Annotated in this window: 11 protein-coding genes; all 11 read right to left on the bottom strand. The window is 65.9% G+C overall.

Annotated elements, in window-relative coordinates; genetic code table 11:
* Position 1: 1 nt before the first annotated feature.
* A complete protein-coding gene (locus tag DB30_RS05300) occupies positions 2–592 on the bottom strand; it encodes a hypothetical protein (protein WP_052546883.1) in 591 nt (196 codons plus the stop codon).
* On the bottom strand, positions 579–2477 hold the full coding sequence (gene pilM, locus DB30_RS05295) for a pilus assembly protein PilM (protein ID WP_052546882.1): 1899 nt from the start codon (positions 2475–2477) through the stop codon (positions 579–581). The genes DB30_RS05300 and pilM overlap by 14 nt, the downstream gene beginning before the upstream one ends.
* Before the next feature lie 10 nt (positions 2478–2487).
* Positions 2488–3828, bottom strand: a complete 1341-nt coding sequence (locus DB30_RS05290; RefSeq protein ID WP_052546881.1) for a type II secretion system protein GspK — start codon at positions 3826–3828, stop codon at positions 2488–2490.
* Positions 3828–4517: a prepilin-type N-terminal cleavage/methylation domain-containing protein gene (locus tag DB30_RS05285; RefSeq protein ID WP_146658082.1), complete on the bottom strand. Its 690-nt coding sequence runs from the start codon at positions 4515–4517 to the stop codon at positions 3828–3830. The genes DB30_RS05290 and DB30_RS05285 overlap by 1 nt, the downstream gene beginning before the upstream one ends.
* A 14-nt stretch (positions 4518–4531) precedes the next feature.
* Positions 4532–5302 (bottom strand): type IV pilus modification PilV family protein, encoded by a 771-nt coding sequence (locus tag DB30_RS05280; RefSeq protein ID WP_146658081.1) that lies wholly within the window; start codon positions 5300–5302, stop codon positions 4532–4534.
* Complete coding sequence (locus DB30_RS05275) at positions 5302–6177, bottom strand: pilus assembly FimT family protein (protein ID WP_052546878.1); 876 nt, start codon at positions 6175–6177, stop codon at positions 5302–5304. The genes DB30_RS05280 and DB30_RS05275 overlap by 1 nt, the downstream gene beginning before the upstream one ends.
* A 31-nt stretch (positions 6178–6208) precedes the next feature.
* On the bottom strand, positions 6209–6658 hold the full coding sequence (locus DB30_RS05270; protein ID WP_052546877.1) for a type II secretion system protein GspG: 450 nt from the start codon (positions 6656–6658) through the stop codon (positions 6209–6211).
* 215 nt (positions 6659–6873) lie between these two features.
* Entirely contained in the window at positions 6874–8127 is a 1254-nt protein-coding gene (gene gspF / locus DB30_RS05265) for a type II secretion system inner membrane protein GspF (protein ID WP_052546876.1), read from the bottom strand.
* A 7-nt stretch (positions 8128–8134) separates the two neighbouring features.
* On the bottom strand, positions 8135–10075 hold the full coding sequence (locus DB30_RS05260) for a GspE/PulE family protein (RefSeq protein WP_052546875.1): 1941 nt from the start codon (positions 10073–10075) through the stop codon (positions 8135–8137).
* On the bottom strand, positions 10076–12496 hold the full coding sequence (gene gspD, locus DB30_RS05255; RefSeq protein ID WP_146658079.1) for a type II secretion system secretin GspD: 2421 nt from the start codon (positions 12494–12496) through the stop codon (positions 10076–10078).
* A complete protein-coding gene (gspC, locus tag DB30_RS05250) occupies positions 12493–13524 on the bottom strand; it encodes a type II secretion system protein GspC (protein ID WP_052546873.1) in 1032 nt (343 codons plus the stop codon). The genes gspD and gspC overlap by 4 nt, the downstream gene beginning before the upstream one ends.
* Between the last annotated feature and the right edge of the window lie 14 nt (positions 13525–13538).

Genomic DNA, 13538 nt, shown 5'->3' with positions numbered 1-13538 from the left:
CTCAGCCTTCTTGTTCCTGTTCTTGGTCGTCTTCGGGGCTCACGCGCTCCCACGTTGCCAGCACCACGTCGACATTGAGGCGATCCTCGCTGCCGCTCGGCGAGCGGATCGTCAGACCTTGGGTCAAGACCACGTGTCCTTCTTTACTCTCGACCGTGCTCAAGAACTTGGTCAGCTGCGCGAGCGTGATGCCGCGCAGGTCAAACTCGTAGGTGCGCATCTGCAGCCCCGGCGCGACCTCGACGGCCGGCTTCTCGGCCTGGTTCGAGGCCGTGACCTCGGCGACGGTCTGGGCCTCTTCGACCAGGGTGCTAAACAGCAGCGGCGTCGACGAGATCTTCTTCTGCGCCTCGGCCTTGAGCGCGAGCTTCTCTTGATACGAGGGCCCAAAGGTGCGGGCGAGATCCAGCCCCTCGCGCTTGTCGGCGATCTGCTCGTCGATCTCCGACAGCCGCTTGTGGCGCAGGAACATCATGACGCCCATGGCCATCAGCAAGAACACGCCGACGAGCGCCATGACCAACACCCGCTCGCGTGGCTGCAGCCGCTCCCAGAACCCTGGCCCTTTGTGCTTCGTGTCAACCTTCGCCATCGTCGGTCGCTCCTTGCAGCGCGACGCTGCCCGTAAAGCAATTGTGGTCAACGGACATCTCGAACGACTGCCGACCGTTGCGATCTTTGATCATGCCCTTGGTGATCCCGCGAATGCACCCGTACTGTCGCAGCCGCACGCCAAGCCGATCTTGAGCGGTCGCGCGCGTGGCTGACAGGTTGAGCTCGATCTTGAGGTTGCGGATCTCGACGCTGGCCAACAACAGCTGGTCATCGGCGAGGATCCCCGCGTTGCTGTCGGTGACCGGCGAAGGTCCAGCCTCGACCGCCCCCTCGGTCTCGCCCTCGCCCTCGCCGCCTGGCGGGCCGCCGAGCAGACCTCCTGGTGGACCTCCGGGATAGACGACGTCGGCTGGAAACACCGGGTTGCCGGAGGGATCGAGCGGGAGGACGCCGCCGTCAGGACCAATGATCGTGGTTGAGCCGTCGCTGCCAACCCCCGTCGTGAAGCCCGGCGGCAGCTGGCCGCCATCGATCGCCGACGCGCTTGCGGCAACCTTGGGGGTCGCCGCCTTGGTCACCAACTCCAGCACCTCGAGCGCGCCACGCTCGGGGATCTGCCCGTTCACGTCGCCGCCCTCGGCCTCGCCAAGCTTGGTCCGCACCGCGCCGCTGTTGTCGAGCGCGACCCCAAACACCGTGCGTGTCTCATGCTCGAGCTCGGCCGTATACGCGTCGAGTTCGCGCTCGGCTGCCTTGACCCGGACCATGCTGTCGACAGTAGCGAAGGCCAAGATCGCAACGCCCAGCGCCGCGACGGTCGAGAAGTGCTGCTGAAACCACGCCCCCTCGCCGCCGCCGGTATCAAACGCGTCGTGCAGCTGGATCAGCGGACGCCGGCCCGTCGCAACCGCGGTCCCAAGCGCGATCAGTGAACCGGTCCAGTCACGGCCCTGAACCTGACGCAGCGCGCCGCTCTCTTTGGGCGCGACCACGCCGACCTCGAGCCCGGTCTCGGTTGCGAGCCAGCGATCGAGCCCCCGCAGCCGCGCGACCCCGCCCGACAGACGCAGCTCGACGATCTCGCAGGCAAACTCGGACTTGACCCATTGCCGGGTGTGCTCGATCTCCCGCAACAAGGGCTGCAGCGCCTGGCGGACCCGCGGATCCTCCGTGTTGCCGTCACGCTCGAGCGCGATCGTGGCTGCGGCCATGTCCAGGCCCCACGCCTTGCTGAGCTCACGCAGCAGCTGACGCCCACCGCGACGCATGCTGCGTGCCGCGATCGGCCCGTCGTTGCCAAGCGCGACCAGCTCGGTGCTCTTGTGGCCAAAGTCGACGATCAAGCTGGCCGGCTGCAGGCCCGGTGCAGCCCCCGCGCGCAGCCCCGGCACCGGCGTGCTGGCCAGCGCTTGCGCGATCGCCAGCGCGCCCGTGGTGATCAACTTGAGATCGATGTCGGCGAGCTGCAGCCGCGCGCTGACGTGCTCGATCGTCGCGCGCTTGGCCGCCACGACCAACGCCCGCCCGCGGCCATCGCCAAGCTTGATCGGCAGATGATCCGTGGCGAGCTCTTCGATCGGTACGGGAAATTGACCGTCGAGCTCAAAGCTGATCGCCTGGGCGATCTGGCGCGGGTCATCAAAGGGGAAGCTCAACACGCGATAGCTGCCGGATCCACCGGGTAGCGCCACGCCAGTCGGCAGGTGTCGAAGCCCCCGCTCGTCGAGCATGCGCAGCGCCGTGTCGATCGCCGCATCGAGCGGATCGACCTGGGCCCCCGCGCCTCCACCACCGCGGGACGAAGACGCACGCACCTCTTGCTCCCAGACATGCATGACCTGGGCACCGCGCAGGCCGGCGGTGACCACCGCGACCTTGACCTTGCGGTTTCCGAGATCGATTCCGACGAACTTCTGGGCCATGTTCCTTGCCTCAGTCTTCCCGGTAATACAGCCAAGCGCCCTTGCCAGCGCTCTGGCTGCGGGCGTACTGGATGTCGTAAACGGCGGTCAGGCGCTTGCGCACGCTGCCGACCGTGGTGATGATCTCGAGCCGATAGATCCGCTCGGGTTCGACGCTGGCGACGTCCTGGAGGCCACCCCAGCTCGCGCCGTCTTTGTTGCTTCCGCCCTTGACCCGGACCTCCATGCCATCGGGCACGGTCGGCAGGTTGGCACCGTAGTCGTCGTCGTCGCTGCTGCCGCCGAGCAGGCTCATTGGGTTGACGAATTGATCGGGCTTGGCGACCAGGTCTTTGAAGTCTTCGAGCTTGCCGAACAAGCTGAACTCGCGCGACTCGACCACGAAGTTCGCCAGCGGCATCGTCATCATCAAGAAATTGTCGCCCTCGGTCTTCCAGCGATCCGCGCCCGAGACCGCGTGGCGCAGCACCTGCGCGATCTGTTCGGCGCTCGCAAAGTTGAGGTTGACCTTGCAGCCGCCGTAGACCGTGAGATCGCTGCTGAACGCGGCCATCCAGTCGTCATCGACGGCCTCGACCAGGTGCAGCTCCAACACCGAGTCCAGCCGCGAGTCACGTGACTCGTAGGGATCGTGCAGCTCCGTGTAGCCGTAGCGCTCATCCTGCGAGCTCTGGCGCAGGCGATACGCGTCAAACCGCTTGGTGTCATCGTCGATGTAATCGACGATCGCCTGCAGCACGTGTTGGCGATTGTAGCGCTCGCCGTCGCTCTTCTCCTCGTCGAACAGCGGGTCGTAGAGCCTGGGCAGCATCAACGCCTCGAGCGTCTCGGTGACCCGCGCCCGCGGTGAATTTTCGCCGTCTTTCTCGATCGCCAGGCAATTGACGTTGATCTTGCCGCTCTCGGCCATCAGCCGGACCTCGAAGCTACCGCCGCCGTCCAACGCCAATTCGTTGAGCGAGCTGGTGTCGAGCCCGACCAGCGCGCCGAGCCCCTCGGCCCCGTCCGTGGTCCCGAAGATCGACATCAGGTAGGGCGCGAGCATGGTGATGTCCATCGCGCCCATCATGTCGCGGAACTGCTTTTGGTTGAACACCATGCGCTGCAGCTCGAACATCAGGACCGACAGCTGCATCGCCCCACGCTGCACCGCGCGGGCCCGGACTTCGTCGCCGTGGTTGATCGCGGACTGCCAGTCGACCCGGGCCTTGTAGTTGAACGACGCCGTGAACGGGAACAGAATCGCCAACGCGATCAACACCATGAGGATCGCAATGCCCTCTTGGCCCTTGGCCTTGGCCTTGGTTCCGCGCCTGCTCCGGCGCGGCGGCTTGGTGTCGCTGGCGGCCATCACTTGCTCAGATCGATCTTCTCCTGCATCGGCAGGGTTGTCTGGGTCACGAAGTATTCGATCTCGCGATCGTCGTTCATGATCCCAAGCTTGATCTCGACCCGCGGTGGCAGCCGGTCGGGCTGTTGGTCCACGGCGGTGGTTCGCCACTCGTCCAGCCACTCTTCGCGGGTGGGATCCCAGTAGCGAAATTCGAGGCTCTCGACGTCCTCACACATGATGTAGGCCGGCGCGTAGCGGCGCAGATCTTCGGGCAGGTCACCGGTCAGGCGCTTGGTCTCGCGCCGGTACAGGTGCGTGCGCGAGCTGTCGTCGGGATCGTCGGCCAGGAAGTACTGAATGACGGACTGATCGCTCTCGTTGGCGTCCTTGCGGATCCGCAGGTGCGAGAAGCTGGAGAAGGTCAGGTTGTCGCCGCTCGAGCTCGACCGCCCCTCGAACAGGGTGAAGTGGCGGACCTCTTCGGGCCGCCGGTTGAACGAGAGAAACGACGAGGCGACCTCCGAGGACATGCGATCCATCGAATTGCGGATCGCGGCGTACCGGACCTGGATGTCCTCGGTCATCTTGGTCGCGGTGATCGTGGCCGAGAAGCTGTTCCAGACCGACAGCATCATGACCGTGACGATCGCCATTGCGACGAGCACCTCGATCAGGGTCATGCCGCGCTGGCTCGCGGACCGCTTCACTGTGGGCAGCGAGCTCACTTGCCCCCCATGTTTCCGCCGCTGCCGCCACCCATGCTGGGTGGGCGCGTGCCGCCAGCATTGCCACCGCCACGGCCACCGCCGCTGGAACCACCGGTGCTCGAGCTGCTCTCTTCGCTGGTGCCCGAGTCGTCGTCCGCTTCGGTGAACTCGCCCCCACCAGCGTCGGCCACGGCTTGCAGCGCGTTGGGATCGGTCCAGAACGTCTGGATCGTGAACTCTTGCTCGATCTTGCCTTGCTTCCACGTGAGCGTGCAGTCGACCTTGCGGATCGAGTTCTCGATCGCGGCCTTGACCATGGGCCAGACGATGCCGAGCGCGCCGAAGGCCTGGTCGCCCGAGTCCATCACGTTGTCGTCGCTCGCGCCCGAGGCCTCGTCAGCGCCCTCTTTTGACTCGAGCAGCTGGTTGTACTCGGGCAGCTCGATGAAGTGGATCGTGCACATCCAGGTGATGTCGTCGTAGCCCTGCTCGCTGAAGTCACCCTCGAGCTCGACGTCGGAATTGACCCAACCGTCGAGGCGGTGGGCAAACTCGATCTCGACGATCTGTTGCTCGGCGAGCAGCGCGACCGCAGAGATGTCACGCGCGTAGCGGGTCGCCGCCATGCTGTTCATCTGCGAGGCCATCAACGAGCTCAGCGAGACGGCGAGGATCGCCACGGCGATCAACACCTCGAGCAAGGTGAAGCCGGACGTATCTGCGCCTCCACGGCCAGGCCCACGACCAGGCCCACGACCAGGCAAGTTCGTAGTCGGGCCGGGCATCAGAAGCTCCTCCGCTCAGCCTTGTCGCCAAGGTCGTCGTCGGTGTCGTCGATGACAGCGGGCAGCTCCAGATCGACGATCCCCGCCTCGACGGTGACCTTGCCGGTCAGCGGCTGGACCAAGATCGTGTACTCGATGTCGTCCTCACCGGTGATCCTGGCGCCTAGCTTGGGCTTGCCCTTGAGCTGGATCGCGGCGAGCTGGGTCTGGCCGCGCGGAAAGAAGTAGAGATCGGCCTCGCCCTCGGTGATCGGCTCGGGGTCGGCGTCGGTCTGGACGCTGAGGATCTCGACGCCATCGGGGAACACGATGGGCTTGCCCAGATCACCCAAGGTCGCGTCGTCCTCGAACGCCTCGAACAAGGGCGGCCGCTGACGCGGGACCTCTTTCTTTTGGACCGTGTAGGGATCGTAGGGGTTGTCCTCACCGGTGGCGCTGTAGACCGCGGCCGCGACCGTGCTGAAGTAGCTGTCGGCCGCTCGAGCGTCGCGCTCTGCTTGGTCGCGCAGCTTGTCGTCGTCCTTGGCAAACAGCTCGCCGTCGCGGTCGGTTGACGGCAGATACATGGCGTCTTCGGCCTTTTGCAGCTGGAAGCTGCGCTGCTCGAAGTCGATGTGGATCCGGTAATAGTAGCCAGTGAAGCGGGCGCGGTCGTAGGCGAAGCGGACCGTGGACGCGAGCTGGTTGGTCGTGCGCACGACCTCTGCCTGGCTGGCGGCGCCCATGCTCATCGACGCCGACCACATGATCAGGCCAATGATCATCAAGACGATGAGGATCTCGATCAAGGTCAAGCCGCGCTGACGCCCGCGCGCCCAAATCCCCATCAGCGGGGACTTGGCGCGGCAGCGCGGCTCAATCTCGATCGTGGTCATCGGCGGGGCTCGTGGCTCTTCGTTGGGGAGCTCAGCTCTCTTCTTCGGGGGTCTCGCCGATGTTCTCGTCCCAAGAGTTGATGTTGTCCTCTTCGGTCGAGATGTCGCCGTCTTTGCCAGCCGACGAGATGTCCACGGGCCCGTGCTCACCCGGGCACTTGATCACGTAGTCGCCGCCCCACGGATCTTTGGTGATCTTCTGGATGATGCCGGCGGCCTTGATGTCCTGCGCCGTCTTGGGGCACTTGTTCTTTTGCAGCCGGTACATCTCCACGCTCTGGGCCAGCGTGCCGATGTCCTTGGCGGCCGTCTTGGTCTTGGCGTCGTCAAACGCATTGAACGCGACGATTGCGACGCCGCCCATGATCAGGCCGATGATCGCCAGCACGACGAGGATCTCGATGAGCGTCATGCCGCGGCTGCTGCGGGCCGCGACCGCGCGCGCCAGCGCATGCGGCGGGAGGGTGGTAGCCGGCCCCATGACAGGCTCGCAGGCAGGCTCACAGGCGGGCTCACGGCCCGGCTCGAATGTAGGGGTAGCGTCGGTTGTCATCACGGTGTTCGGCATGGCGGTTGTCTCCAAGCCCAAGGGGCTGAGTGCGCTGGTTGAGATCGTGGCAAGGAGCTGCGCGGATGCAACTTTCTTGCGGTCGTTTGTCAAATCGTCGGCGCGGATGCCCGCGCCCTGTCGGGGTGTCAATGTCCCCCCATTTGGTTCATCTGCAGAATTGGCGTCATGATTGCGAAGACGATGAAGCCCACGCTGCCGCCCATCGCCACGATCATGATCGGCTCGAGCACCGCGGTCGCGCGGGTGATCGCTGCCGAGGTCTCTCGATCGTAGGCGTTGGCGAGGTCGGTGAGCATCTGCTCGAGCTGGCCCGAGCGCTCGCCAACCGCGATCATGTGGGTCACGAGCGGCGGGAATTGCCCGCTGCGCTTGAGCGAGGGGGCGATGCCGGCGCCCTCGCGGATCTCGTCGCGGGCCGTCGTCAGGACCTTCTCGAGCACCACGTTGCCGAGCAGGCTGCGCACGATGTCGAGGGCCTGCAGCAATTGCACGCCGCTGGCGAGCATGGTCGAGAGCGTGCGCGCGAACCGAGCGATGGCGATCTTGCGCGCGAGCCCGCCAACGACCGGCATACTCAGGATGACGCGGTCGGTCAGCTCGCGGCCGGCCGGGGTCGAGTGCCACTTTCGGAACCCGTAGACGGCGCCGACCATCAGCATGATCAGCAGCCACCAGTAACCCGAGATCACCGCGGAGATGGCGATCAACGAGCGGGTCGTGAACGGCAGCTCGGCGCCTTGGCCGGCGAACATCTCGGCGATCCCGGGCACGACCTTGACCATCAACAAGGTCACCACGCCGACGCCGACCAAGCCCATCGCCATTGGATAGAACATCGCGGTCGTGACCTTGCCGCGCAGCTCCTCTTGCTGATCCATGAAGTCGGCGATGCGGATCAGCACGGTCTCGAGTGAGCCCGAGGCCTCGCCGGCGCGGACCATGTTGATATAGAGCTTGCTGAACACCTTGGGGTGACCAGCCAGCGCGTCGGCCAGCGAGGAGCCCTCGTTGACCTTGCTGCCGACGTCGGACAGCACGTTCTTGAACCGCGGGCTCTCGACCTGATCCGTCAGCGCCAGCAGCGACTCGGGCAGCGTCACCCCAGCGCACAGCAGCGTGCTCATCAGCCGCGTCATCGCGGCGACGTCTTTGGGCCGAACGCGATCGAAGAGCTGACCCAGATCGATCTCGCGTCCGCCACCACCGGACCCAGTCCCGCCGCCGCCACCCGAAGCGCCGCGCGTGGTCTCGGTGACCGCCGTCAGATACACGCCCTGGCGCTTGAGCAGGGCCTTGAGAGCCGGCACGCTGTCGGCTGTCTCGATCCCCTTGATCGTCTTTCCCGCAGGGCTGAGTCCAGTATAGGCGTAGGCAGGCATGAGCGGTTCAGGCCTCCTCGGCGGTCACGCGCAAGACCTCGTCGATCGTGGACAGCCCCGACAGCACCTTGTGCGCGCCGTCATCACGCAAGGTTCGCAGACCTTGAGCGATCGCGGCCCGCTTGATCTCGGCTCCGCTGGCGTTGCGGATCGCCATGCGGCGGATCTCTTCGGTCACCGACAGCACTTCATAGACGCCGGTCCGGCCCCTGTAGCCAGATTCGTTGCACTTCTCGCAGCCGACCGCCGTCCACAGCTGACCCGTCGGCGGCAGCCGGTAGCCCTCTGGGGCCGTAATCTCGATCGGGGTGCCATGCTCGTCGCGGACCGGGACCCGCAGCGAAGGCTCGCCTGCAAAGAACGCCTCTGGGATCACCCCCATCATCTCGAGCTGCTTGGGATCGGGCGCGGCCGCCTTGCAGCATAGCGGACACACCCGACGGATCAGGCGCTGAGCCTGCAGCGCGACCAACGAGCTAGCGACCAAGAACGGCTGCACGCCCATGTCGACCAGGCGGGTGATGCCGGTCGCCGCGTCGTTGGTGTGGATCGTCGACAGCACCAAGTGCCCGGTCAGCGAGGCTTGGATCGCAATCTCGGCGGTCTCGATGTCACGGATCTCGCCGACCATGATCACGTCGGGGTCGTGGCGCAAGAACGAGCGCAGCCCGCGAGCGAAGGTCAAATCGATCTTCGAATTGACCTGAACCTGCGAGATGCCCTCGAGCTGAAACTCGACCGGGTCCTCGACCGTGAGGATGTTGAGGTCGGGCGTGTTGATCTCGGACAGCGCCGAGTACAGCGTCGTGGTCTTGCCCGAGCCGGTTGGGCCGGTGACCAAGAAGATCCCGTGGGGCCGGTGGATGGTCTCGCGCACGACCCGAAGGTGGTCCTTGGCGATCCCAATGCTGTCGAGATCGAGCATGACCGCCGACTTGTCGAGCAAGCGAATCGTGATCCGCTCGCCGTGGCTGACCGGGGCCGAGGCGACGCGCATGTCGACCTCTTTGCCGGCGATCTTGCGCCGGATCCGGCCGTCCTGCGGCAGCCGCTTCTCGGCGATGTTGAGCCCGGCCATGATCTTGACGCGAGCGATGATGCTCGACATGTGGCCCTTGGGCGCGCGGCGGACCTCTTTGAGCACGCCGTCGACCCGGTAGCGCACCACGATCTCCTTGTCGCCCGGCTCGATGTGGATGTCGGACGCCTTGGCCTTAGAGGCGTTGAAGATCAGCGAGTTGACGAACCGGATGATCGGCGCGTCCTCGGCCGAGGCGTGGAGGATGTCCTCGTCCTCCTCGCCGTAGTCGTCGGCCTTCTTCTCGAGATCGACGTCTTTGGTCCGCTTCGAGTAGGTCTTGTTGATCAGCTCGAGCACGCGGGTCTGGCTAGTCAGCCAGACCTCGACCTCGGCGTCGTAGACCGTCGAGAGATCGTCGATCTCGTCGAGCTTGAGCGGATCGGCGGCGAGCACCTCGAGCCGGTCGTCGGCGCGATCCAAGCGAAACGGCAGGACCAGGTTGCCGCGGGCGTAGCCGATCGGGAGCCGCTCGATCAGCGAGTCGTCGACGTCTTCGTCGCTCAGCTCGCTGTTGATCGGCAGCCCAAACTGACGGGCGAGCGCCTTGGTGACGTCGAGCTCGGTGCAGTGGCCAAGCCGCACCAAGGTCTCGCCAACCCGCTCGTCCTCGAGGTGTTGAGCCGAGAGCGCCTCGGCGAGGTGCTCGGGACGGATCACGCCGGCCTCCAGCAGAATCTCGCCGATCGGCCGACGCTCGAGCTGAAAGCGAGGCGGCGCGGCGGCTTGCTGCGCCGGACCAGATCCTGGCGGGGGTGCTGGCGGGGGCGCGCCGGTCCCCGCGTCCGCTTGGACGGGGGACGATTGGACGGGGTGCCGCGGGGGCGGTGGCGGCGGTCCGCGCCGTGCGGGTGGGTTGGGCTCGCTCATCTATTTGGTAGTGGTCGAGGGTCGGGGCCGGGGCCGGGGCTTGGCCGCGCTGGTCTCGCCGTCGTCCTCGCCTTCATCGGCGAGCCGGGGGCTCATGCCGATCTCACCGGTGATCCGATCAGCGGTGAGCTCGGCTTCGGCTTGGCGCAGCAGCAATTCTTCGGCTTCGAGCCGTCGCGCCTCGCGGTCGATGTTGGCCAGCAGGCCGGCCTTGGTCCGGTAGTTGACGTTGGTCGCCAGATCGCGGCGCTTGAAGCTGGTCTCGCGCTCGAGGAATTCGTAGCGCTCGCGGGTGCGCCGCTCGTGGATTCGGCGGATGTCGTCAGCGGTCTCGACCACGTGGGGGATCAAGATGATCAACAGGTTGATCTTTTCTTTGGTCTTGACCCGGCGCTTGAACAACCAGCCAAGGATTGGGATCGAGCCGAGTCCAGGCACCTGCTGGGTGTTCTCGAGCTCGCGCTCGCGCATCAGCCCGCCAAGCACCACCGGCAAGTCATCGCGGGCGAGCACGTTCTCGAGCTTGATGCGGCGCTTGGTGGTCGTGACGCCGAGGACCGGATCCTGGCTGACGACGTCGCGGTCCTCGAGCTCGATGTCGAGGGTCAGCGAGGTCTCGTCCTTGACGTGCGGCGTGACCTTGATGTCGAGGGTGACGTCCTCGCGGTTGATTGACTGAAGCGGAGTCAGCGAGCTGCCCTGAGCGCCGCCGCCGAACTGCAGGGCGCCTGGGGTTGGGACCTTGCGACCCACCTCGATCTGCGCCTCTTTGTTGTCGGCCGTGTAGATGTGCGGCTCGGCGACCACGTTGACGTCGTCGTTGCTCTGGATCGCCTGCAAGACCACGCCGAACGACGGGATGTCCGAGCCAAGACCCAGCAGCTGACCCGAGCCGGGCAGCAAGGGACCGAGCACGCCGCCGGCCAGACCTTGGAGGGCCTGGGGCGAGAGCACCAGCGAGTTGACGTCTTGCGAGGGCGCCGACGAGATCAAGCCCACACCCGGGCCGTTGGCCGAGTTGGCGCCAACCGGAAACGCGAAGTGGCCACCCGCGCCAGTCGTGAGGGTGCGCCCAACCGAGGCTTCGAGCAGATAGATCTCGAGGTACACCTGCTTGCGGTCGCGATCGAGCTCGTCGATCACCGGCTCGAGACTGGTGTAGTCGGCCGCCGAGGCCACGATCACCAGAGAGCGCGTGGCTTCGTCGGCGGTGATCTTCACGTCGCCAGAGAACAGCTCGACGCCGACGCCAGCCTCGCTGCTCGCCCCCTTGGCGCGGGTCTGCGCGGCGCCGGCACCACCGCCTTGGACCAGGCTCTGCAGCACCGTGGCGAGCTCCTTGGGATCCGCGTTGCGCAGCCGCTTGACGTGGATGCGACCGCCACCGCCCGGCAGCCGCACGTCGAGCTGCTGGACCAAGCGAAGGATCGTCACGTAGTCGCTCGCCGTGGTCGTGATGATCAGCGTGCCGGTGCGCTCGTCGACGATCACCCGCGAGAAGTTGGCGTCGCCGCCACCGCTGGCGGCCGCCTTGCTGTTCTTCGCGCCGCTGCTGCCGCTCTCGCCAAACACGTCGCGGATGATCTGCGCGACCTCTTCGGCGTCGGCGTACTGCAGCTGATAGAAGAAGATCTTCTCGCCGTTCTCAGCTGCGCCGGTGTCGACCTCGGTGATGATCTTGAGCAGCCGGCGCACGACCGAGCCGCGGTCGGTGACGATCAGCATATTGCCGACCACCTGCACGTCGCCCTGCTTGCCCTTGAGCTTGTTGGCGAGGTCGGTGATGTCCTTGACGTTGTCCGGCTGGACCTGGATCAGCTGGGTCACGAAGCGGTCGTTGTTGGGGACCGGCTTGCCGTCCTCGTAGACCGGCAAATTGAGCGACTTGGCGTCGGTGCTCTCGACGATCTTGAAGTAGTCGCCGGCCGGCTCGACGGTCAGGCCCATGCTCTCGATCGCCGCGTAAAACGCTGCGTAGGCCTCGCGCAGCGAGACCTGGACCGGCGACAGGATCGTGACCTTGCCGCTGCGGATCTTCGCGTTCCAGATGAACTTCTGGCACGAGATCGTCATCATCCACTGGACCAGCTGCTCGAGCTCGGCCTCACGCGGGATCGTGATCGTGAACTTCTTGTCGGCCGGCCACTTCTTGCACATGTTGGGGCCAAGGCCGGCCTCGTCGCCGCTCATCTCGCCGCCGCTGGGGGCCGTTCCGGCCGTGCCAGTCGTGGGTGGCGCGGTCGCGGAGGTTGGAGGCGCGGTCGAGCGCCCGGGCGGAGCCGCGAACACGGGCAGCGAGGTCACGCACAGCGCCAACGCAGTGATGAAGCAGGCCAGCACTTGTCGCAGGGACGGCTCGGAGCCTGCCGGGCTCCGAAGGTTTCGCGGCGTGCGGCGCAGGTCAGTTCGATGGATGCTCATTTGATGTCAATTTCCTTTTGAACCTGCTGGCCCTTGCGCTCGATCGTCACCGACAGATGCGACGCGCGGCGGAGCTTGGTGTACAGGTCCATGGCCTGATCGAGCGACTCGAGCTGCTGACCATTTACCGAGGTCAACAGGTCGCCGTTCTTCATGCCGAGCAGCTTGGGAAGGCTCCCAGGCCGGATGCCGTAGAATTTGTAGCCCTTGGTCTCACCGTCGCGGACGGCGGGGACGATGCGGGCTTGCTTGGTCAGCTGCGCCGGGTTGGCGAGCAGCTTCTCCACGAACGCTTTGTCGACGGTGCAGCTGGTGAAGTCTTTGTCGCAGCTGATCGCCTCGACCGCGCCGTCGATCTCGCGGCTGTTGGGATCGGGCGGCTTGGGCAGCGCGGCGGCCGTGGTCGTGGCCGTGACCTGCGGCGGCGGAGCGGCGCCGAGCTCGATGTACTCCATCTGCGCGCCGTTGCGGAACACCACCCGCCCGCGCTCGACCGACGTGACCACGACGCCCGCCCGAACCGTGTCGTTGGGGCTGTAGGGCGCGAGCGTGTTGCTGTCGGTGTGGAGGATCGTCGCCATGGAGTAGGCTGGATCGTCGGACTCCATGGTGGCGAGCAACATCAAGGGCAGGCGACTCCTGATCTCGCCGGGTCGCAGCGGGCCGGAAAGCGACGACGACTCGTCGTCCTCGTCGGGCTCGGGCTCCGGTGCGCAGGTCGGACAGAAGATGTTGCCGGTCACGACCATGTTCGCGGCCGCCGCCTTGCGCGAGGCCGTCGTGTCGCTCACGCCCGCGAGCGAGTCCATCATCCGGGCCTGGCGCGCTCGCAGCTCGTCTTCGTCCTCGTCCTCGCCCTCGGTCTCGCCCTCGGTCTCGCCTGCTTGCTCCGCGATCGTCTCACCAGCGGGCTCGAGCGCGAGCTTGCTGACCACCATGTTGACGCCCGCGCTCGCAGCAAAGATCACCGCGACGCCAACGCCGACCAGCTTGATCAGCCAAAAGTACTTCTTGAGCAGGTTCTCCATCGCCGTGCCTCCGG

Origin of the sequence: Enhygromyxa salina (assembly GCF_000737335.2) — a bacterium.
GTDB lineage: Bacteria > Myxococcota_A > Polyangia > Nannocystales > Nannocystaceae > Plesiocystis > Plesiocystis salina_C.
Note: the sequence above shows the minus strand (reverse complement) of the source record. Positions and strands in the feature narration are given on the sequence as shown.